Here is a 21,162-nt window from a genome sequence, read left to right as displayed (position 1 = left end):
ATACTTTACAGTTGCCAAAGCCTTTTTTCAAAGCTTTCTTATTTGCAATCATAATTAATAACTCATATGAGCGGCATTTAGTATGCATTAGACGGAAAAATATTACAGTTAATCGATTAGCCCGTACCCTGTAATACACAGGACTGTATAATTTTTTTGTTAATCATTTTAACAGATTTTTAGCTCCTGCGCATAATAATGAATGTTCGCACAATTTTAAGATACTGTAATGGCGTACTGAATTGAAAATTTCAAAGAATTAACATAATTTTTCTTAACATCAATTTATGTCCGCTTATGCACAAAACAGGAGATAAAGTTGCTTTTTATCCATATCTTTGCCTTTCGTTTAAGCCATATTTGAATGAAAATTGACAATACTTTGGAAGAGCAATTTGATGAGCTAGGAAATGACCACGTTTCTTCAGCGCAAGACACACCAATGCGTGAAGATGCATTTGTTTTAACAGATGAAGAAAAGATAGCGCGTATTCGTGAAAATATACGGGAAGTTATGCTCACACTAGGTTTAGACCTAGATGATGATAGTTTACAAGGTACGCCTAACAGGGTTGCAAAAATGTTCGTTAATGAAATATTTGGTGGGTTGAATCCTAAAAGGAAACCTAAATCTTCAACTTTCGACAACAAGTACAAGTACGGTGAGATGCTCGTAGAAAAGAATATCACATTATATTCTACCTGCGAACACCATTTACTACCCATTGTAGGTAAGGCTCATATTGCTTATATCTCAAATGGTACTGTAGTTGGACTTTCTAAAATGAATCGTATTGTAGATTATTTTGCCAAAAGACCGCAAGTACAAGAGCGCTTGAATATTCAAATTGTAAAAGAATTGCAAAAAGTATTGAATACAGAAGATGTTGCTTGTGTTATAGATGCAAAGCACCTTTGCGTAAATTCTAGAGGCATTAGAGATATTGATAGCAGTACTGTTACAGCAGAATATGGTGGCAAATTTAAAGAAGAAGCTACACGTCGCGAATTTTTGGACTATATCAACTTAGAAACAAACTACTAATTGTGTTCCATACAGCATGAACTTGTACGAAGAGCAATCATTAAAAATTTACAATTCACTTTCTGGTAAAAAAGAAGTTTTCAAACCCATAAACGAAGGTCATATTGGCATGTATGTTTGTGGTCCCACGGTATACAGCAATGTACATTTAGGTAACTGCAGAACTTTTATGTCCTTTGATATGATATTCCGATATTTCAAACACTTGGGATATAAAGTTCGTTATGTACGTAATATTACAGATGCTGGGCATTTAGTTGATGATGCAGAAGATGGAGAAGACAAAATAGCTAAAAAGGCAAGACTCGAGAAAATTGAACCGATGGAAGTTGTACAACGCTACACAGTTGATTTTCACAATATATTAGAACAGTTCAACTTCTTACCACCGAGTATAGAACCGACGGCCACCGGTCATATAATTGAGCAAATAGAGATTATTAAAGATATTCTTGAAAAAGGATATGCTTATGAAACAAATGGCTCTGTTTATTTTGATGTTAAAAAGTTTAATGAAACTCATGAATACGGTAAGCTAAGCGGACGGAAATTAGAAGACATGGTTTCCAATACGCGTGAACTTACAGCGCAAGATGACAAGCATAGTCCACAAGATTTTGCACTATGGAAGAAAGCCGAACCACAACATATTATGCGCTGGCCTTCGCCTTGGGGTGATGGTTTTCCGGGTTGGCACCTTGAATGTACAGCAATGAGTACTAAATATTTAGGTGAAACATTTGATATACATGGGGGCGGAATGGATTTAAAATTCCCCCATCACGAATGTGAAATCGCTCAAGCTGAAGCCTGTAATGGTCAATCACCTGTTAACTATTGGCTGCATGCCAATATGCTAACTATGAATGGCAAAAAGATGGCAAAATCTACCGGTAATAATATTTTACCAGGTGAGATTTTTACAGGTGAAAATGATATTTTAAGTAAAGCTTTCGCTCCTTCTGTTGTCCGATTTTTTATGATGCAAGCACATTACACAAGTATTCTCGATTTGAGTAATGATGCCCTTTTAGCGTCTGAGAAAGGTTACTTAAAATTGATGGAGGCATTAGAAGCAATTAAAAATTTACCCGAAGGAAATAAAACCGATTTTGACATTAATTCTTGGCAGCAAAAATGCTATAATGCCATGAATGATGATTTTAATACTCCAATATTAATTGCACAATTATTTGATGCTGTAAAGCACATTAATTTAATTAAAGAAGGTAGCGAAACTATTTCCTCTGATGATAAGAAGCTTTTAGAAAAAAACATCAATGCCTTTGTTTTTGATATTCTTGGATTAGAAAATACTCAAAATGCCAATGCTAATTCAGATAAATTATCTGGCGTAGTATCGTTATTAATTGAACTTAGAGATGAGGCGAGGGCAAATAAAGATTTTGCCACTTCAGATAAAATTCGAGATCAATTAACTGCACTTGGCATTCAATTAAAAGATAGCAAAGAAGGCACTTCTTTTAGTGTCTCTTAATTCCAAATTAGGGATTAAAAATTATTTTTATCGTACTTATAATTTAGACCAGTATTGATATTATAAATTTTAGCACAAATGAAAAAGATACTGATAGCGCCTTTTGTTTTCCTAGTAAAGTTCTATCAGAATGTTATATCTCCATTCACTCCAGCAACTTGTCGCTACTCCCCTACTTGCTCACAATACTCTTTAGAAGCATTACAAAAACATGGGCTTTTTAAAGGAGGTTGGTTGGCTATAAAACGGATATTTAGTTGCAATCCTTGGGGAGGTAAAGGTTACGACCCAGTACCTTGATTCAGCAGCTATTTCTAGGCTATATTCTGTAGCTTAAAAACAAAGCGTTCTAGTATCTATTTTCTATCTTAGCCTTTCAAAATAATTACTATGCATTTTTTAGGTATTACTTGGAACCCTAGTGACACACTTTTCACGCTCGGACCACTTCAAATAAAATATTACAATCTGCTTTGGATTACTGCTTTTGCACTTGGGTGGGCTATAATGAAAAAGATTTTTCAGAGTGAGAATAAGTCGATGGAAAAACTCGATTCACTTTTCATTCATACGGTAATAGCCACTATGCTCGGAGCTCGTCTAGGTCATGTTTTCTTTTATGATTGGCCCTATTATAAAAATCATTTATTAGAAATATTACTACCTATTAGAGAAGGTGCAGACGGATTTGAATTCACAGGATTTACTGGTTTAGCGAGTCACGGTGCTGCTATTGGTATAATTATCGGTATGATGCTTTTTATTCGAAAATGGCCAGAATTCACGTTACTTGGCATTTTAGATCGCGTAGTTATTCCTGTATCAATTGGTGCAGTGTGTATTCGAATTGGGAATTTTTTCAATTCTGAAATTAACGGAAAACCTGTTGACGAATCTTTTGTATTTGCAACAAAATTTATTCGTGACTCAGATGATATGCATCCGTCAAAAGTATTGAGTATTACAAAACAAGATAACCTAAATGCTGCTTACGATGCATTAGCAACAAATCCACAGTTTTCAGAATTTGTAGCAGCTATACCGTATCGACACCCAGCACAATTATACGAAGCATTTTGTTACATATTTGTATTTATCATTCTGTGGTATTTATTTTGGAAAACGGATAAAAAAGAAAAAGCAGGATATCTGTTCGGGACTTTTCTTGTGCTGCTTTGGACCATTCGCTTTTTTGCTGAATACCTTAAAAAAAGTCAAGGAGGCTTCGAAGAATCTCTCGGACTTTTATCAACTGGGCAGTGGCTGAGTATACCTTTTATCATTATAGGTTTATACTTCATGTTTAGACCTAAAAAAACCGCCTAAATATATTTGTCATGCTTGTAATAAAACGTTTTCAGCATATATTTTTCGGACTAACTTTAATGCTGTTTGTACAATCATCATGTAAAGACAAACCAAAAAATATAATTAAAACAGAAGAAGTTACTTTTACAAAAGAAGGTGAATTACAAATTTTTAAAAAAGATAAAGATTCATTATTAGCGGTGCTAAACATTGAATTTGCAGAAAGTGAATATGAAACCCAAACGGGATTGATGTATCGCCATAGTATGGAAGACAATCAAGGTATGTTATTCATATTCCCCAATGAGGCTGTGCACTCCTTCTATATGAAAAACACCGAATTTCCGATTGACATTATTTTTATTAAAGCAGATTCTACTATAGGTAGCTTTCAAGAAAATGCAGAACCCTTTAATGAAAGCGGACTTTCTTCACAAGTGCCTATAAAATATGTACTCGAAGTTAATGCTGGCTTAGCAGAAAAATGGATGCTTGAAGTCGGAGATAAAATAGAATTTCAAAAAAAATAAAGTTTGAAAGTCAGGGTAAATGAATTGAATATTGCTACAACTAACGGCTATTCAATAGCTGCCTGCCAATTCTTACCAGAAAAAGATAATAATAGAGTTTTAGTAATTTCTTCTGCTACGGGTGTTTTGCAAAAGTATTACTCAAGATTTGCTGATTACTTTGCAGAACAAGGATTTACAGTTTACACATTTGATTATTATGGTATTGGCAAGTCTGACGCTATCCCCAATAAGCTCAAAAATAATAACTGTGATTTAAAAAGCTGGGGACAAAATGACCAAGCTGCTGTGGTCGCTTACGCTAAAGACCTAAACAAAAATGCTGAGATTACCTTAATAACACACAGCATTGGAGGACAAATAGTAGGATTTAATCCAAATCATTATTACATAGACAAAATAATAATGGTGGCTTCTCAAAGTGGTTATTGGAAATACTTTAACGGTATTCATTATATAAAAATGTGGCTCTTATGGTATATTATAATTCCGTATTTAACTCCATTGTTCGGGTATTTTCCATCTAAGAAATTCGGACTCTTCGAAAATCTTCCTAAAAACATGGTCTATGAGTGGGCTAAATGGGGCAAGCAAAAAGATTACTTCATGCACTTTTACAATAAAAAAGAATACTATTTTCATCAAATTGAAATACCTATTCTTTCCTTAAGTTTTAAGAATGACAACTTTGCACCACAGGAAACAGTAGAATGGCTTGCGCATCAATATAAAAATGCAAAAGTCGAGCGCGTACATTTTAATAAAGCCATTAATTCAGATTTAGTGAAACATTTTGGGTTTTTCAAGCAAAAGTTTAAATACCCACTTTGGAACATGACATTAGAATGGATACTTACCGGAAAAAAGCCCCATGAATGATTTGTTGCTTTTTGGCGAAACGTCCGAACGCCTAAGCTTTCGAAGGTTTGAACAATCAGATTTTAAAGCATGGCTCCCTTTTCACCAGGACCCAAGGTCTTCCGAATATTGGAATGGATTACCACAAGAGCCTATTCAGGCCTGCACCGAACAATTTAAGAGGATTTTCGAACGCTATGAGAATAACTTAGGAGGAATGAATGCTCTTGTTCACAAACCTACAGGAAAACTTATTGGAATGGCCGGACTTTTATTGCAAACTGTGGATAACGCGCAAGAATTGGAAATTGGATACTCAATTCTTCCTGAATTTTGGAAAAAAGGATATGCTACAGAAGCTGCAAAAAAGTGCAAGACTTTTGCTAAGAAACATAAATTGTCAAAATCGTTAATTTCAATAATCCATATTAACAACATTCCTTCACAGAAAGTAGCTATTAATAATGGAATGAGTTTAAACAAAACAACTACCTATAAAAATAACCCCGTGCATATTTTCAGGGTATCTTTTTAATAGCGAAATCGCTTTTTACGAAAACTTTAAATTCATTTAAAACCAATATGGTATTTGTTGTTCTTATTTAAAAGTAAATTCCTGGCAAAACTTAACAGTGATTACAAACCGAACAATTTGCCTCCCCCACTAACTTCCCTCCTTTATCAAATTCATATTTACAACAGGCTCTAAACCTATCTTTAAGAATATCTTTTGCTCTTCGTATTCTTACTTTTACATTTTCAATGCTAATTTCTAATATTCTAGACACATCTTTTTGTTTTTTTCCTTCCAGATATACTAGCTCAATTACATTCTTATACTTCTCAGGCAACTCATTAATGAATTCATCAAAACAACAAATCTGTTCGTATTCCTCTGAAGCAACATTATCATCTCGGTCAAACTTCTCAACATAATTAGACTCCGTATTAAAATGATTTGCAATTTCATTACGTGCTATTTGATACACCCATGCCTTCACCTTAATCTCGTCCTTTAGTTTTGAAAGATTCTTATGTATCTTGAAGAATGTATTTTGAAAAATATCATTCGTAACTTCTTTATTTTTCACCCTTTTCAGGATAAATAAGTAGAGCTGATCACTGAATTTATTCCAAATATTTTGAGTCTCCATATTCAAAAATAAATAACAAGGTTGGTAATTAAACCAACCTTTATTAATTTAACAACAATTACACTTAACGCATTCACATACAGTACAAGGACAACCATTTTCTAAACAATTATTACAATTACACTTAGCGCACTCACAATGAGTGCAATTACAATTATTCATATCTAATTATTTTATAGTTCAATAAGTAGACCAAAAAGAACTAAAAAAGATACATTTAATTTAGTTTTATTATCCAATATTTCAATTAACTATGACTGTATGTATGTTAAAAATACTCATTTATCAATTCCATATTCGCAACTACACCTGCAACATTACCTGTGGCAACAGCATTAGCTATAGACCGCATTCTCGAACTATTATCTCCGCAAGCAAAAACACCTTCAACAGTTGTTTTCTGCATCATATTCACTGAAATATAACCTTGCTCATTTAATTCACAGCCTAAAAAATTTGGCAACGTAGAATGCTGCAAAAATTCAAGAGAAGCATAAGTGGCATCAAATTCTTCATTACTACCATCATTAAAAACCACATTCTTCAACATGCCATTTTTGTGATTGAATTGTACAATTTCCTTTTCGATAATTTTGATGTTGTTCATTTCTAATTTTAGCAGCTGCTCTTTGTCAAAATCTGTAACATTTTGAGTTAATATAGTAAGATCATCAGTTAAATTATTTACCAATGAAGCTAAATGAATGGCTGTTTCCCCATTTGCTATGATTCCCGTTTTTTTACTTCGAATCTCATATCCATGACAATAAGGACAATGCATGATTGATATTCCCCAACATTCGGAGAAACCCTGTATATCCGGAAATACATCTTTTATTCCAGTAGCGAAAATTATTTTTTTAGCAGTAAATGTTTTTTCTGATGTTGTTACAACTTCAAAATATTGATTTACTTTTTTCGCACTTGTTGCTATATCTTTCAAAAATTCAACGGTTTCATATTTCAAAACTTGAGCTTTAGCATTAGTAGCAATGTCCATAGGTTTTTCTCCGTCTTGTGTAATAAAATTATGAGCATATGGTGTTTGAATATTACAAGGAGAACCGCCGTCAATTAATAATACTTTTCGTAAGGAACGCCCTAAGGACATTGCTGCAGATAGACCAGCGTAACTACCACCAATTATGATAACATCAAAACTATTTCTATTTTCCATTCTATAATTTTTATAATTATTGCAACTAAGTCGCATTAATAGTGCCTCAAATATATAATTTTTTGTACTATTGCAACTTAGTCGCAATTATCTTTATTTAATATTTTTTAATGAATAGAAGAAACACCCCAACAAAAGAAGCTGTACTTTCTGTTTTGTCTTCATCTACCAAAGCAATGAGTCAAACTGCTATAGAAAATAAAATAGGAGTTAAAATTAATAGAGCTACTATTTATAGGGTTTTAAATAGATTCTGTGACGATGGTGTTTTACATAGAATCGTGGCTGACGACGGTAAACAATATTTTGCATTGTGTGTAAAATGTGATGACAATCAAAAACAACAATATCATTTTCATTTTCGCTGTACACAGTGTGAAACAATTGAATGTATGCCAGTACCTGTGCATTTTTCAATACCGAAAGACTATGTTGTAAATAGCGTTAATTGTGTACTTACTGGTATTTGTACATCTTGTTCATAAAGTTTTCAATCAACTTACAAATTAGTAAAACCTATTCAATATCCTTAACCAATCTCATTCCAATAGGGTAGGCTCTGGTGTCAATGGGATGTACATAATAGCGATGAAAAGTAGTGAGGCATGCAAAATTATTAAAAGTAGAACCGCCTCGAATAACTTTATAAGTTTCGCCGTATTCTTCCATTTGGTGGGTATTTCCGGGGTATTGTTGATACCAATCTGCCGTCCACTCCCATACACTGCCTGCCATATCAAAACATCCATAAGGACTAGCAGGTTTTGCAATGGATTGCCCTCTTGTGTTCTTCCCAGAATAAATAACAAAGCTATCATCATAAAAATTTCCCCAAGGCAACATTCGACCATCGGTGCCGCGCGCCGCTTTCTCCCATTCTATCTCGGTTGGTAGTCTTTTCCCAAGTGATTTTGCATATGCATGTGCTTGCTCCCAATTTACTTTCGCTGCTCTTTCTTCATCTCCTTTGTTATATTTGTATTCAGCATCGAACAATGCATAAGCAGCATTACTTACTTCGTATTTGTCGATGTAATAAGCGTTAGTTTCTGCAATATGTTGCGGACTAGCATCGGGATCATCAATATCGCTACCCATTATAAAAGTACCTGCTGGAACATAAACCATACCTTCAGGGGTTGTTATTTTTTTATCTGACGTGTTATCTGCAGCAATAATTATGAAGGCCACTAAACATAAAAGTGTCAATATCCCAATTTTCTTTATCCAATTTCTCATTTCCAAATTTTATATGTTTTACCAAGATGGGTCTATAAATCCAAAATATCTACCAAACCAATAGTTTCTAATAAAAGCGGTAGACGCATGGTCATATTCCGTTTTTATCTCCTTTTTTGTTCCATCTTTATTAGGAACCTTAAAAGTTCTCATTTTTCGGGCATGGCCATTCATATTTTTTAAGACCTCAATTCTAGCTGGATCTTTCATCTTTTCTTCCTCAGTTATTAAATCATAGAGCATTATGTAAAAAATAGTGCTTTCCGATTCAAATGTAATATCCTTCCATACATGCCATTGCCGATTTAAGGTCATCCGATACTTATTTAGCAAATCTGGGTCAGTTTCATATTTCATCACCATATACAGACTTCGTACCGCATGATAATCGTCCCATATATGCCTCATGCTCTTTGGGTATAAATGATTGCTTAATAACTGTCTGTCATCATAATGATACGTATCAATCAATAATTTATATGCAGCCCCAAACTTTGCCTCACCGGTTATTTGATGCGCCACCTTTACAGCCGCCAATGCTACCAGTGAATTCAATTTATTGTGCGGTAAATCGGGACACATATTTCCCCATAAAGTTAGCTTACCATCTAAATCCATTATTCTGAAATTGTCATCGACAATTTTACCAATAAAGCGACTGAGTAAACCCGATACTTTTTCTTTCTGTTCCTTATCTGCGCAAAGTTCATAATACATTCCCAATGAATGAAAAACTGAAACCAATTTATCAATACTCTGATCACCAAGCCAACGATAACCTGGCATAGAAGAAGACGAATGCCATTCGTCATACCACATTTTTTCAAACCATTGGGGCTCGTCTGTTTTATAGAAACCTCTTGATAATAATCCCGGAACACCAGTTACTCTTTCCGCTTTTAAGATACCATCAAATACTTGGTCTGCTATTTTTTTATCAGACTGTTTTTTAGTGATAGCAAATTTGCAGGAATAGGCAACCAGCATCTCACCAGTAGCATCTATTAAATCCGAGTGACTACCAAATCCAGCCATATCTTTTCCTCCAGGAGGATGATACACTTGAAACATGATTGTTCCTTCATTCCAATGGTTATCTAAAGTTAACGCTTCATACTTTTTAACCTTGACATGAAGAGGATCATCTGCTTTCGGATATATATTATTTTTTTGAGAGCTACAAACAAAAGATCCAAGTAAAGTATATAAGAGAATCCAATGCCTCGAAATTTTAGTTGGCATGATTTAATATAAAAGAATTGATATAATAATTTAATGATTGGTTTGGTAAAATAATAGATTGCTTTACCCCACTAATTTAATTAATCTGAAGAATAATTTAGGTATTAAAACACTGTTATTAGTAGTGTTTTCAGCTATCAATTCCGCTATTATGTTTAAAATGTAACAAAGCGATAGAATAAATATTTTCTTTTAGACATTACTACAAAACGTTAATTGAGAAGTTTTACTTTTTGGATTTAATACTCAGTTCCTTAATTTTCTCATCTAGCGCTTTAAATAGTAGCATGTGACCTTCAACGTTAGGATGCAGATAGTCTGGCATTAAATCTGACCGAACCGCTCCACTTTCATCATAATAAGTATGACCAATATCCACATAGTGGATTCTCTGATTCTCTTCTGGGAATTTTGAAATTATTTTATTGGTAGCTTTATTTATATTGTCTCGATGGTTTGGTTTATTCCCATAAGGTAAAATGCCCATTAATAGAATTTCTGTATTCGGAAGTTTTTCAATTAATATAGAACAGATTTTAGCTATCCCTGCTGCTAATTCTTCTGGAGTACTAATATTTAGATAATGATTTCCGTCCGTATTGTTTGTACCAATTAAGACCACAGCAACTTCCGGATTTATATTTGCTATCGATCCATTTTCAAGTCGCCATATCAAATTCTCTGTTCTATCTCCAGAGATACCCATATTAATGGTATTGTAATTATCCAAGTACTTTTCCCATACCTCGGTGCGGTCTTCATTATCTAAAGAATGAAAAATTGAATTGCCAACAAGTATTAATTTAGAATTCGGGTCGAGTTTACTAATTATTAACTCATGTCTTTTAAGCCACCATTCCCCTTGTATTTTTGAAGCTATTGCTGCGATGTTTTCAGTAACTACTGAAACATCTTCCTTTTTAGGTTTAATCTCGTTTTCGTTAGACCTGCACCCGCATAGCACCACTGTTAGAATGAAGTAAACAACTATTTTATTCATGATCTTTTTTACTTTTTTAGTACCATCATATATAGACATCTCTTTTTAGATGCGCTACCCATTTTTACAAAATAATAATAATAATAATAGGATAAATACATTCACTAATTCATTATCGTAAAAAGATAAATTAGAATAGTGTTACTATACCTCTTTTAACTCTCGCAGTATAATCTCAATACTTTTTTTCGCATCACCAAAAAGCATCTTAGTATTATCTTTAAAAAATAGTGGATTTTGAATTCCTGCATATCCAGGATTCATACTCCTTTTCAGCACTACAACATTCTTAGTTTTTGCCAAGTTCAGAATTGGCATCCCATAAATTTTACTAGACGGATCATCTAATGCAGATGGATTAACAACATCATTGGCACCCACAATTATGGCAACATCGGTAGTGTCTAAATAATTATTTGCATCATCTAAGTCTAACAGTTTATCATACGAAACATTAGCCTCTGCCAACAACACATTCATGTGCCCGGGCATTCTACCAGCTACAGGGTGAATTGCGTATTTAAATTCGACATCTTTTAAATCTAAAACTTCCTCCACTTCTTTTACTATTTTCTGCGCTTGCGCTACTGCCATTCCATAGCCTGGCACTACACAAACTCGCTGCGAATATGCTAATTGAACTGCCAAGTCGGCCGGAGATATTTCTTTTGCATTTCCGTGCACTTGATTTTCCGAACTTTGAGCTGATGAGAAGTTTCCGAATATCACACTTAACAGTGGTCTATTCATTGCCTTACACATTAACAAAGTTAGGATGATACCAGACGAACCTACTAACACCCCTCCTAAAAGCATTAGTTTATTATCTGTAATTATCCCTGATACAGCTGCCGTAATACCTGTTAATGAGTTTAAAGAAGAAATTACCACTGGCATATCTGCGCCACCAATAGGTGCTACAAATACAACACCATATAAAAGTGAGAATGCTAAAAACAATGACAACTGTGCAGTGGAAAGAATTCCTAAATATGAAAAATAAAAAATGGCTCCAATGGTGACTAACAATAAAACAATATTCACCGCTGTGCTAAAAGGAATTCTTAAGTGTTCATCTTTTAATTTTCCACTTAATTTACCATAGGCTATCATACTACCACTAAATGCTACTAACCCAAGAAATAGATTAAACAAAACTACTCCCAAATCGGAACCTGTTCCTGAAGACCCATTATTTATTAACCAAACCAATGAAATTAAACCAGCGGACAAACCTCCAAAACCATTGAATAAAGAAACCATCTCTGGCATTTCTGTCATCGCTACTTTCTTGGCCGAAACAATACCAATAATGGCTCCAATTAATATACCCAATCCAATATAGGCGTAATTATTATTTTGAGTTTCCAACGGATAAAAAATAGCTACAACCACACCCATTGCTAGTGCGATAGCTGCCAATGTATTACCCCCACTTGCAGAATCTGGATGCGATAATTTACGCAGACCAATTATTAATAAAACTGCTGCTACAAATAATACTATATCAAATACTACCATGATTATCTTACTTTTTCTTATTCTTTTTCTTGTTGAACATTTCCAACATTCTACCCGTCACAGCAAAACCACCTACTAAGTTTATCGTTCCTAAAATGATTCCCAAGGTTGCCATTATCAAGGCCAAATAATTTGTTGGCTCTGTAACGCGAATAAGTAAAATTGCCCCTATTAGCACCACACCACTAATTGCATTAGAGCCTGACATTAAGGGAGTATGTAAAACCGTTGGTATTTTTGAAATTACTTCAAAACCAAGAAAAATTGCAAAAGTCAGAAGATATATTATCTCCATATTTTGCTCTATAAATGTGATAATCGAATTCATACTTTAATTTTTAGTTTGTCTAGCAATACATGAAGACGTAAAAATTTCATCTTCTTCAAGATCTGTTCTCAATTGTAATTCACTAGAGGTGATATACTTTAAAAAGTTAAAAACGTTGTTTGCAAAAAGTGTACTTGCATCAACCACAGCGGCATCAGATAGATTAGAATCACCAACAATTTGCACGTAATTAGCCGTTACAATAGTTTTATTATTCTGTGAATATTCGCAGTTTCCACCCGCATCCGCAGCTAAGTCGACAATTACAGAACCTCTACGCATAGTATCAACCATTTCTTTAGTTACAATTACCGGAGCTTTATTTCCCCTTACCGTTGCTGTACATATTACAATATCTGAATTGGAAATTGCATCGAACATCATTTGCCGTTGTTTATCAATATATTCCTGACTTTGTGCTGCACCATATCCTTGATCAGTAGCTTGATTTGCACCTTCTACTTTTAAAAATTTTCCACCAAGACTCTTTACTTCATCTTCGGTTTCTAACCTTGTGTCCACAGCCTCTACAATCGCCCCCAATCTTTTAGCAGTTGCTATAGCCTGAAGCCCTGCAACCCCTGCACCAATAACAAATACTTTAGCTGGTTTAATACTACCTGCAGATGTAATCATCATTTGTAAATATCGTGGTAATAAATCAGCTGCACGTAACACTGCTTTGTAACCCGCTATGGACGACATTGAAGACAATACATCCATCGATTGTGCAATTGAAGAACGTGGTATCATATCAAGGCTAAATGCCCAAATATTTTGCTCCTTCAATTTATCAGCAACATCTTTATAAATAAATGGTTTAAAGTGAGAAATATAAATCTGACCATTTCTAAGTAGTTTAATTTCTTCATCAGATAAGACTGTATATGAAATTAAAATATTGGCCTTATCAAATAATTCGGTCCTACTACAAATTATTGCTCCAGCTTCTTCAAAATCTGCATTTGCAATAAAAGAATTTCGTCCTGCCTTGTGCTCGACTAACACATCGTAACCACTGGCAATTAACTTTTTAACCACAACTGGTACGAGTCCTACTTTGTCACCTATCGTTTCTTTAAAAACTCCAATTGTCATATTATCATTATTATTTGAGCAAAAGCAAAATAACTTAAACTTTATGAGGCAACAATTGAATATCCTGTAATATATTAACCTTCTACCTTATTTTTTGTGATATAATTTTGGCTTCATCTTTTTAAACTAAATTTGAAAAGTAACTAGTACCACTTCGATTGCACATTACATTACCGAAACTTGAAATGAACAAAAAAAATCACTGGGCTGTATTTATAGATAATAATTCTAACAAAGGTCATTTTATAACCTCTATTTTAAATCAAAATCCTCCAGAAGATTTTGAAGACCTAAGAAATTTAAAGGGTGCACTATTTTCAAAATTAGCTTTGGCAAAATTTATTGAACTTGAAGATCGCCATGGAAATAAAATAATTACAGATACTACACCACAAGCTTTAAAAACGATGTCTAGTGGAGAGCAGAAAAAAGCATTGCTCCTGCATATAATAAATAGCAAGCCTGATTATATAATATTAGATAATCCTTTTGATAATCTTGATGTAGAATCACAGGCTAACTTAAAAGATAAGCTACGCGAAATTTGCGATACAGTTTCTCTGGTACAAATTATTAGTAGAAAGTCTGATGTTTTACCGTTTATAAAATCTTTTTATAAACTGAATGTAGAAAAGATTGTAAAACTAGTTTCTTTAAAAACTGAGGAAAACCTAACCAAAAATTTATTCTCAGATAACATTCCCCCTCCGATTGAAAAGTTGAAATATTCTGAAAAAGTATTAATCGAATTAAAAGATGTAAATGTTTCTTACTTAGAAAAACCAGTTCTAAAAGATATAAATTTAACTATACAGAAAGGCGATTTTTGGGAATTAAAAGGGAATAATGGCACGGGTAAGACTACTATTCTTTCTATGATTACTGGTGAAAATCCTAAAGGCTATGGCCAGGAACTTTACATTTTCGGAACCAAAAAAGGAAGTGGAGAAAGTGTATGGGACATAAAAAAGAAAATCGGTTATTTCACCCCTTCAATGACTGATAAATTTACTGGGTATCATTCTGTTGAAAATATGATAATAAGTGGCCTAAACGATTCTATTGGACTTTACACCAAACCAACAGAGATACAACTAAGAACTGCTAAAACATGGCTTCAATTAATTGACATGTGGGAATTAAGAAGCAAACTTTTTCACGATTTAAGTATGGGCCAAAAGCGATTAATTATGTGTGCTAGAGCCATGATAAAACATCCAATCCTTCTTATTTTTGATGAACCAACCGCTGGGCTCGATGATAATAGCGCATCACTATTTGTACAACTAGTAAACAAATTTTCTAGTGAAAGTGAGACGGCAATAATTTTTGTTTCCCATCGAACAGAACCAGATCTTAAACCCGATTTTATCTACGAACTAAAAAAGACGGACCAAGGTTCGATTGGAAGCATAAAAAAAGGCCACTAAACAGTGGCCTTTTATATTTTAAATAAAATATTTGTTTATTCTTCACTACCGTCTTGAATCTTCTTTTTTAAAGTATCAAACATTGTAGGTGTAGCAATAAATACAGACGAATATGTACCAATAACAACTCCTATAATCATTGCGAACATAAATCCTCTTAAAGATTCACCACCAAAAGTAAAGATGGCTAATAATACCACCAATGTAGTTAAAGAAGTATTTAAAGTACGACTTAAAGTGCTGTTTAAAGCCAAATTAATATTAGCGCCAGATTTCCATCCTTTTTCTTCAACTATTTCACGAATACGGTCAAACACTACAACGGTATCATTCAATGAATAACCAATTACGGTTAAGATTGCAGCAATGAATGCTTGATCAATCTCCATATTAAAAGGCATGATTTTTCCAAAGAGTGAGAAAACACCTAATACAATCATAACATCATGGAATACTGCAACAACAGCACCCAATGAAAATTGCCATTTTCTAAATCTAAACAAGATGTATAAAAAGACTACCGCTAGCGAACCGATTATTGCTAAGAATGCATTCTTCTTAATATCATCTGCAATAGTCGGACCTACTTTCATAGATTGCATTATACCTATTGCTTTATCTTCTGTACCAAGCACAAAACTATCATACGACATTCCGTCTGGTAAATACTTTTGTAAAGAAGTGAATAATTTATTCTGAATCTCATCATCAACTTCTATACCTTCAACATCTACCTTATAAGGTGTTGTTACTTTTATCTGATTAGATTCACCAAAAGTCTTCACATTTGTACCACTACCAAACACAGTGTTCAGCTCCGAAGCAATTTCAGATGGATTAACAACTTTCTCGAAACGTATTTGATACGACCGTCCACCAATAAAATCTACACCTTGCTGTAAACCATTTGTCATTAATGAAAAGATACCAACGCCAACTAAAATAGCCGAAAAGATATAAGCGATTTTTCTTTTAGATAAGAAATCAATATTGATATTATTAAACAAGTTTTTAGTTAAACCTGTACTAAAATCTAATCTTCTTTCTCTGCCACTTAAATACCAATCTACTAATAATCTAGTGATAAAGATTGCAGTAAACAATGAAGTAAGTATACCTATTAATAAGGTAGTTGCGAAACCTTTAATTGGTCCTGTTCCAAAAATGAATAGAATTACAGCTGTAAGACCAGTGGTAATATTCGCATCTAAAATTGATGACAAGGCGTTACTAAAACCATCTTGAACGGCCTCGCGCTTACCTTTACCTTTAGCCAACTCTTCTTTAATCCTTTCAAAAATAAGTACGTTCGCATCAACAGACATACCTATAGTTAATACAATACCAGCAATACCTGGCAATGTTAAGACAGCTCCTAGACTGGTTAGCACACCAAAAATTAATAATATATTGAACAGCAAAGCTATATCAGCAAAAATTCCGGCTTTACCATAATAGAACACCATCCATAGTAATACGATGGCCATGGCAATCATAAACGACATAAAACCACTACTAATCGCTTCTTGACCTAAAGAAGGACCAACTATCTCCGATTGAATAATTTCTGCAGAAGCGGGAAGTTTACCAGCACGTAGAACGTTGGCAATATCCTTTGTTTCTGTAATTGTAAAATTAGGACCAGTAATACGCGTACTACCACCTGAAATTGGACCTGATGAAACACCCGGCGCAGTATACACCTTATTATCTAAAACAATTGCGATACCAGTTTGATTATTAAAAGCATCACCTGTAAGCTTTTCCCATTCTTTAGCTCCTCTAACATTCATGTTAACGCTAATAGCTGGCTTGTTATATTCATCAAAAATATCACTAGCATCAGAAACTACATCACCACTCATTCTTGGCACACCATCTCTACTTGCCTTAACAGCAAAAAGACGTACACGCTCTGCATTTTCATCAGCCGGTCTTTCCCAGAAGAATTTTGTAAACTGAATCTCAGTTGGTAATAACCTTCTAATTTCTGGCATTCTTAAATACGACCCTACTTCTGCAGTATCTTTAACGGCAGCAGAACCAACTGCATAACCTAACGGTGCTGGTTCAAATTTGCTTAAAAGAGGATTAAACTCACTCGCTAAATCCAAAGAGTCTTGAGCTACATCTGACAATAACGAATCAATTTCCGATTCAGCTTTATTTATAGTCTCATCGGCTTGTACAGTTGTAGGCTCCAAAATATCCTTCAACTTCATGTTCGCATCATAGAAGAATTTTAAAATATTTTGATTTCCTGTTTCATAAGTTTCCCAAAACTCTAATTGAGCAGTACTAGATAAAAGATCTTGTGCACGAGCTATATCTCGAGCCCCTGGCAGTTCAACCAAAATACGACCTGAGTTACCCTCACGTTGAATGTTTGGTTGTGTAACACCAAAACCATCAATACGTTCACGTAAAACTTCAAAAGCAGACTCAACAGACTCATCAACCTTAGTTCTTAAGATTCTTTTTACTGCATCATCCGTAGCATCATCCATACTACCAATCTCTTCACTAAGACCTTTTGTAAAAAAGATATCTGGTGAAGCCAATTTTGAATCTCCTTTTATATTATCCCAAGCATCAAAAAATAAATCGAGATAGGTATCATCACTATTTTTAGATGCTGTATCAGCATCAGCTAGAGCTTTATTAAATACCGGATTTTTGGTATTATTCGCCAGACCTTTTAAAATGTCTTTCACTGAAATCTGAAGCGTAACGTTAATTCCCCCTTTAAGGTCAAGACCTTTATTAAGTTCTTTTTTCTTAGCGTCATTATAATCAGTATAACCAAAAACTGAAACGTCTCCAATAGAATCGAGATAGCGAACTTGAAGTTCTTCTCTTTTGGTTGTAAAATTGTCTTCGCTCTCTGAAATGCGACTATTGGCAAAAACTGTTGCCTCTTTTTCTACTTTGTTTGTAACAAACGTATAGGATAGTTGGTAAATACTAACTAATCCGAACAAGAAAGCAAAAAGCTTTATAAGTCCTTTATTTTGCATTGTATTATTATTTAAGTTAACAATATTCTACAGTCGTTATACTATAAAATATCATTATGGATTACATTAAATTAATTATGATGTTGTTTGATTAGAAAAACTAAAGACTACTTGACGTGAAGTATATGTACTCTTTAGCGGTGCTATTTATATTAAAATAATCTTAGAATAATTCTAGGTCTATTAATTATTAATCAATAAACACTTAACTATTCATATGAACATAAGGCCCTGCCCTTACTTCTGGAATAGTCTGTGAAGTATTATCTATGGTAATAGCAATAACGTTATTAGTTTTGAATGCTACTTGTACATAGGCATCCTGACCAAAAACTATAGAATTATTACGCTGTAAGACAACCGGAACAAAAAGTACTTTATAATCTTGATTTAATTCATAAGCAAATTTTCCATTCAAACCCAACCCATCTTCAGTTTGTTGCTGAATATTAGAAACAACTAGACTATAAGTTTTAGGAAGTTGATCTTTTGGAAAATCAAAAGGAGTTTGGTCTATATCACTATATATTATTGACAGTTCACTATCTTGAGAAAGAAATTCTTCTACACTAACAGCATCAATATCACTGTAATAACGTATACTTAGTTGCGTACCTTTATTTTCTATTATTTCAAGATTAGCAATACCTAGTTCTTGTAACTTTATGGTAATTGCCGCCAAAGCTTCATCATGTGAGCCTTCCGAAGTCATTTCTGCATCCGCAAAATGTAATACAATTTGCTGATTAGCGACTCTAGTTTGTTCATGATTTAGACCTATTAAGGCTAAAATAATAAGTAAAGTACTTATATACCATTTTGTATTCATGCGACAAATATAAAAATAAAGAAGTATTGCGTAATCTATTTTTTACAATATAAATATTTATGGAACTTATCCTTGTAAAAAGAAAGTCTTCATAGCTTAACTATGAAGACTCTTTATTTATTGCATGTAGCATTTAAAGCCTATAATTCTAAAAGACCATTTGTCTTAGAAACTCCTGCTGCACTTTCTTGCATTTTAGCCTTCTCAGCATCAGTTAATGGAATATCTACAATCTGTTCGATACCATTTTTACCTAATATTACAGGCACTCCAATACAAATATCACTTAATCCGTATTCTCCTTCTAAATATGTAGAACAAGGAAACATTTTTTTCTGATCACAAGCTATAGCCTGAACTAAACCTGAAACCGCAGCACCTGGCGCGTACCAAGCACTCGTACCTAAAAGACCTGTTAGTGTTGCACCACCAACTTTAGTATCTTCAGCAACTTGCGTTAAGCGTTCTTCTGATAAAAACTCAGATACCCTGATACTATTTCTAGTTGCATGTGATGTTAAGGGTACCATACCTTTATCACTATGCCCACCGATTACCATACCATCAACATCTGATATTGGCGACCCTAAAGCTTCAGCCAAACGATATTTAAAACGAGCGCTATCTAATGCACCACCCATACCAATAATTCTATTCTTAGGTAAATCAGTTGTCTTATGCACCAAGTATGTCATTGTATCCATAGGATTACTTACTACTATAAGGATAACATTAGGTGAATGCTTAATCAAGTTCTCAGATACAGTCTTAACAATTCCTGCATTAATACCAATTAACTCTTCACGAGTCATCCCTGGTTTTCTTGGAATACCAGATGTAATAACAGCAATATCACTATCCGCAGATTTTGAATAATCTGATGTAGTTCCCGTTATTTTGGTATCAAAACCATTTAAAGAAGCCGTTTGCATAAGGTCCATAGCTTTACCTTCTGCGTAACCTTCCTTAATATCTAACAATACTACTTCAGAGGCAAAGTTCTTAATAGCAATATATTCTGCACAACTTGCGCCAACTGCTCCAGCGCCAACAACGGTAACTTTCATACTTTTTTATGTTTTAAAATGATTTTTTCTTCTTTTCGGATTTCAAAAATACTGATTTTAAAGCAACCCTGCATTTTATCGAATCATTAATCGGAAAAAATAGTCATTACAACGATCGTCAAAATGCACTCTTGTTAAAAAATGAAGACTTACGTCGAAGTAAACGATAAAACTGTACCGTACATCGAAATACACAAATAATAAATATAGCATAAGCGTTTTAATAAAGGTCCCAAACCCGAAACCTACTTATTATGAAACGCTTATACTCATTTTTAGCCATCCTAGCTATCATTTTTGCAGCCAACTGTACAAGAATAGAAGATAACAATGATCCCATAATTGGAATATGGAATGATAAGAGTATCACTGAAGCCGAAAAAAGCACTGAGGCGAAAAATCAAGAATGGATTTTTAACGATGCCTACCTTGGAAGATACCAAAGTTATAACAACAATAAAATAGATTTTAAAACAGATTTTAAATGGTCAGAAGAAGACGGCGTATATACGATAACATATCCTGGAACTGATTTACCTTCCACTAAGGTTAGTATGAAAGGTTCGCAAGATGGTGACATGTTAGCATTTACGAACGGAAGCCTTCTAGCCATTAGAGAATAATTGTAACCTACAATTCGAAACCCCTTTTACCTTAATTAAAAAACGCCCTGAAACTTTGCACCCGCGAAATCTCAGGGCTTTTTTCTATCACTAACACGCAGTGCACAATACTATATTTCTCTTTCCGGCTTAACGTTAATTTTTCATCCCCAATATTTTGCTCTTTTAGTTAGGACAGACGCTACATAAATTAAAATT

21 protein-coding genes are annotated in these 21,162 nt (G+C 33.9%); 10 read left to right on the top strand and 11 right to left on the bottom strand.

What is annotated here, in order from left to right; genetic code table 11:
* Positions 1 to 364 precede the first annotated feature (364 nt).
* The 7 genes from folE to UH7x_RS12915 all read left to right on the top strand — a co-directional run bounded on the left by folE (position 365) and on the right by UH7x_RS12915 (position 5,774).
* A complete protein-coding gene (gene folE, locus UH7x_RS12945; RefSeq protein ID WP_482360345.1) occupies positions 365 to 1,045 on the top strand; it encodes a GTP cyclohydrolase I FolE in 681 nt (226 codons plus the stop codon).
* Positions 1,046 to 1,061: 16 nt separating this feature from the next.
* Entirely contained in the window at positions 1,062 to 2,543 is a 1,482-nt protein-coding gene (cysS, locus tag UH7x_RS12940) for a cysteine--tRNA ligase (protein ID WP_482360344.1), read from the top strand.
* 78 nt (positions 2,544 to 2,621) lie between these two features.
* Positions 2,622 to 2,843 (top strand): membrane protein insertion efficiency factor YidD, encoded by a 222-nt coding sequence (yidD, locus tag UH7x_RS12935; protein ID WP_482360343.1) that lies wholly within the window; start codon positions 2,622 to 2,624, stop codon positions 2,841 to 2,843.
* 90 nt (positions 2,844 to 2,933) lie between these two features.
* Positions 2,934 to 3,869: a prolipoprotein diacylglyceryl transferase gene (gene lgt / locus UH7x_RS12930; protein WP_482360342.1), complete on the top strand. Its 936-nt coding sequence runs from the start codon at positions 2,934 to 2,936 to the stop codon at positions 3,867 to 3,869.
* A gap of 11 nt (positions 3,870 to 3,880) precedes the next feature.
* Positions 3,881 to 4,381, top strand: coding sequence for a DUF192 domain-containing protein (locus UH7x_RS12925; RefSeq protein ID WP_482360341.1), 501 nt, complete (start codon positions 3,881 to 3,883; stop codon positions 4,379 to 4,381).
* Between the two features lie 3 nt (positions 4,382 to 4,384).
* Positions 4,385 to 5,260: an alpha/beta hydrolase family protein gene (locus tag UH7x_RS12920; protein WP_482360340.1), complete on the top strand. Its 876-nt coding sequence runs from the start codon at positions 4,385 to 4,387 to the stop codon at positions 5,258 to 5,260.
* Positions 5,253 to 5,774 (top strand): GNAT family N-acetyltransferase, encoded by a 522-nt coding sequence (locus UH7x_RS12915; RefSeq protein WP_482360339.1) that lies wholly within the window; start codon positions 5,253 to 5,255, stop codon positions 5,772 to 5,774. The genes UH7x_RS12920 and UH7x_RS12915 overlap by 8 nt, the downstream gene beginning before the upstream one ends.
* Positions 5,775 to 5,865: 91 nt before the next feature.
* Here the strand turns inward: UH7x_RS12915 and UH7x_RS12910 are convergent, their stop codons facing one another.
* Both UH7x_RS12910 and UH7x_RS12905 read right to left on the bottom strand, forming a co-directional pair.
* Positions 5,866 to 6,393 (bottom strand): sigma-70 family RNA polymerase sigma factor, encoded by a 528-nt coding sequence (locus tag UH7x_RS12910; protein ID WP_482360338.1) that lies wholly within the window; start codon positions 6,391 to 6,393, stop codon positions 5,866 to 5,868.
* A 268-nt stretch (positions 6,394 to 6,661) separates the two neighbouring features.
* A complete protein-coding gene (locus tag UH7x_RS12905; RefSeq protein ID WP_482360337.1) occupies positions 6,662 to 7,570 on the bottom strand; it encodes an NAD(P)/FAD-dependent oxidoreductase in 909 nt (302 codons plus the stop codon).
* A 110-nt stretch (positions 7,571 to 7,680) separates the two neighbouring features.
* On the opposite strand from UH7x_RS12905, the gene UH7x_RS12900 reads away from it, so the two are divergent.
* On the top strand, positions 7,681 to 8,055 hold the full coding sequence (locus tag UH7x_RS12900) for a Fur family transcriptional regulator (protein WP_482360336.1): 375 nt from the start codon (positions 7,681 to 7,683) through the stop codon (positions 8,053 to 8,055).
* Between the two features lie 31 nt (positions 8,056 to 8,086).
* Here the strand turns inward: UH7x_RS12900 and UH7x_RS12895 are convergent, their stop codons facing one another.
* From UH7x_RS12895 to UH7x_RS12870, 6 genes are all read right to left on the bottom strand, one after another.
* Positions 8,087 to 8,809 carry a formylglycine-generating enzyme family protein gene (locus UH7x_RS12895; RefSeq protein WP_482360335.1) on the bottom strand — a complete coding sequence of 241 codons (723 nt, stop codon included), beginning with the start codon at positions 8,807 to 8,809 and terminating at the stop codon, positions 8,087 to 8,089.
* A gap of 18 nt (positions 8,810 to 8,827) precedes the next feature.
* A complete protein-coding gene (locus UH7x_RS12890; RefSeq protein ID WP_482360334.1) occupies positions 8,828 to 10,051 on the bottom strand; it encodes a hypothetical protein in 1,224 nt (407 codons plus the stop codon).
* 226 nt (positions 10,052 to 10,277) lie between these two features.
* A complete protein-coding gene (locus UH7x_RS12885; RefSeq protein WP_482360333.1) occupies positions 10,278 to 11,051 on the bottom strand; it encodes a GDSL-type esterase/lipase family protein in 774 nt (257 codons plus the stop codon).
* A 144-nt stretch (positions 11,052 to 11,195) separates the two neighbouring features.
* The gene (locus UH7x_RS12880) at positions 11,196 to 12,572 is read right to left on the bottom strand and encodes an NAD(P)(+) transhydrogenase (Re/Si-specific) subunit beta (protein ID WP_482360332.1); all 1,377 of its coding nucleotides are present in this window, start codon (positions 12,570 to 12,572) and stop codon (positions 11,196 to 11,198) included.
* Positions 12,573 to 12,579: 7 nt separating this feature from the next.
* Positions 12,580 to 12,900, bottom strand: a complete 321-nt coding sequence (locus UH7x_RS12875; protein ID WP_482360331.1) for an NAD(P) transhydrogenase subunit alpha part 2 — start codon at positions 12,898 to 12,900, stop codon at positions 12,580 to 12,582.
* Positions 12,901 to 12,903: 3 nt separating this feature from the next.
* Complete coding sequence (locus tag UH7x_RS12870) at positions 12,904 to 13,998, bottom strand: NAD(P) transhydrogenase subunit alpha (RefSeq protein ID WP_482360330.1); 1,095 nt, start codon at positions 13,996 to 13,998, stop codon at positions 12,904 to 12,906.
* Between the two features lie 185 nt (positions 13,999 to 14,183).
* Here UH7x_RS12870 and UH7x_RS12865 point away from each other — a divergent pair, with 185 nt between their 5' ends.
* Complete coding sequence (locus tag UH7x_RS12865; protein ID WP_482360329.1) at positions 14,184 to 15,428, top strand: ABC transporter ATP-binding protein; 1,245 nt, start codon at positions 14,184 to 14,186, stop codon at positions 15,426 to 15,428.
* Between the two features lie 35 nt (positions 15,429 to 15,463).
* Here the strand turns inward: UH7x_RS12865 and secDF are convergent, their stop codons facing one another.
* The 3 genes from secDF to mdh all read right to left on the bottom strand — a co-directional run bounded on the left by secDF (position 15,464) and on the right by mdh (position 20,341).
* Entirely contained in the window at positions 15,464 to 18,445 is a 2,982-nt protein-coding gene (gene secDF, locus UH7x_RS12860; protein WP_482360328.1) for a protein translocase subunit SecDF, read from the bottom strand.
* A gap of 205 nt (positions 18,446 to 18,650) precedes the next feature.
* Positions 18,651 to 19,274, bottom strand: coding sequence for a hypothetical protein (locus UH7x_RS12855; protein ID WP_482360327.1), 624 nt, complete (start codon positions 19,272 to 19,274; stop codon positions 18,651 to 18,653).
* Between the two features lie 140 nt (positions 19,275 to 19,414).
* Entirely contained in the window at positions 19,415 to 20,341 is a 927-nt protein-coding gene (gene mdh / locus UH7x_RS12850) for a malate dehydrogenase (RefSeq protein ID WP_482360326.1), read from the bottom strand.
* A 254-nt stretch (positions 20,342 to 20,595) separates the two neighbouring features.
* On the opposite strand from mdh, the gene UH7x_RS12845 reads away from it, so the two are divergent.
* On the top strand, positions 20,596 to 20,964 hold the full coding sequence (locus UH7x_RS12845; RefSeq protein ID WP_482360325.1) for a hypothetical protein: 369 nt from the start codon (positions 20,596 to 20,598) through the stop codon (positions 20,962 to 20,964).
* The last annotated feature ends 198 nt before the right edge of the window (positions 20,965 to 21,162 follow it).

Source organism: Aurantibacter sp. UH7 (assembly GCF_056839165.1).
The sequence above is the reverse complement of the archived record's forward strand: the minus strand, read 5'-3'. Positions and strand labels throughout refer to the sequence as shown.

Bases quoted from the DNA above. Each gene is read 5' to 3' on its own strand.
- UH7x_RS12925 (WP_482360341.1), top strand. From the start codon at position 3,881: ATGCTTGTAATAAAACGTTTTCAGCATATATTTTTCGGACTAACTTTA.
- UH7x_RS12910 (WP_482360338.1), bottom strand. From the start codon at position 6,393: ATGGAGACTCAAAATATTTGGAATAAATTCAGTGATCAGCTCTACTTA.
- UH7x_RS12905 (WP_482360337.1), bottom strand. From the start codon at position 7,570: ATGGAAAATAGAAATAGTTTTGATGTTATCATAATTGGTGGTAGTTAC.
- UH7x_RS12855 (WP_482360327.1), bottom strand. From the start codon at position 19,274: ATGAATACAAAATGGTATATAAGTACTTTACTTATTATTTTAGCCTTA.
- UH7x_RS12865 (WP_482360329.1), top strand. From the start codon at position 14,184: ATGAACAAAAAAAATCACTGGGCTGTATTTATAGATAATAATTCTAAC.
- UH7x_RS12885 (WP_482360333.1), bottom strand. From the start codon at position 11,051: ATGAATAAAATAGTTGTTTACTTCATTCTAACAGTGGTGCTATGCGGG.
- secDF (WP_482360328.1), bottom strand. From the start codon at position 18,445: ATGCAAAATAAAGGACTTATAAAGCTTTTTGCTTTCTTGTTCGGATTA.
- UH7x_RS12890 (WP_482360334.1), bottom strand. From the start codon at position 10,051: ATGCCAACTAAAATTTCGAGGCATTGGATTCTCTTATATACTTTACTT.
- UH7x_RS12875 (WP_482360331.1), bottom strand. From the start codon at position 12,900: ATGAATTCGATTATCACATTTATAGAGCAAAATATGGAGATAATATAT.
- UH7x_RS12915 (WP_482360339.1), top strand. From the start codon at position 5,253: ATGAATGATTTGTTGCTTTTTGGCGAAACGTCCGAACGCCTAAGCTTT.
- UH7x_RS12870 (WP_482360330.1), bottom strand. From the start codon at position 13,998: ATGACAATTGGAGTTTTTAAAGAAACGATAGGTGACAAAGTAGGACTC.
- lgt (WP_482360342.1), top strand. From the start codon at position 2,934: ATGCATTTTTTAGGTATTACTTGGAACCCTAGTGACACACTTTTCACG.
- folE (WP_482360345.1), top strand. From the start codon at position 365: ATGAAAATTGACAATACTTTGGAAGAGCAATTTGATGAGCTAGGAAAT.
- yidD (WP_482360343.1), top strand. From the start codon at position 2,622: ATGAAAAAGATACTGATAGCGCCTTTTGTTTTCCTAGTAAAGTTCTAT.
- UH7x_RS12845 (WP_482360325.1), top strand. From the start codon at position 20,596: ATGAAACGCTTATACTCATTTTTAGCCATCCTAGCTATCATTTTTGCA.
- UH7x_RS12895 (WP_482360335.1), bottom strand. From the start codon at position 8,809: ATGAGAAATTGGATAAAGAAAATTGGGATATTGACACTTTTATGTTTA.
- mdh (WP_482360326.1), bottom strand. From the start codon at position 20,341: ATGAAAGTTACCGTTGTTGGCGCTGGAGCAGTTGGCGCAAGTTGTGCA.
- UH7x_RS12900 (WP_482360336.1), top strand. From the start codon at position 7,681: ATGAATAGAAGAAACACCCCAACAAAAGAAGCTGTACTTTCTGTTTTG.
- UH7x_RS12880 (WP_482360332.1), bottom strand. From the start codon at position 12,572: ATGGTAGTATTTGATATAGTATTATTTGTAGCAGCAGTTTTATTAATA.
- cysS (WP_482360344.1), top strand. From the start codon at position 1,062: ATGAACTTGTACGAAGAGCAATCATTAAAAATTTACAATTCACTTTCT.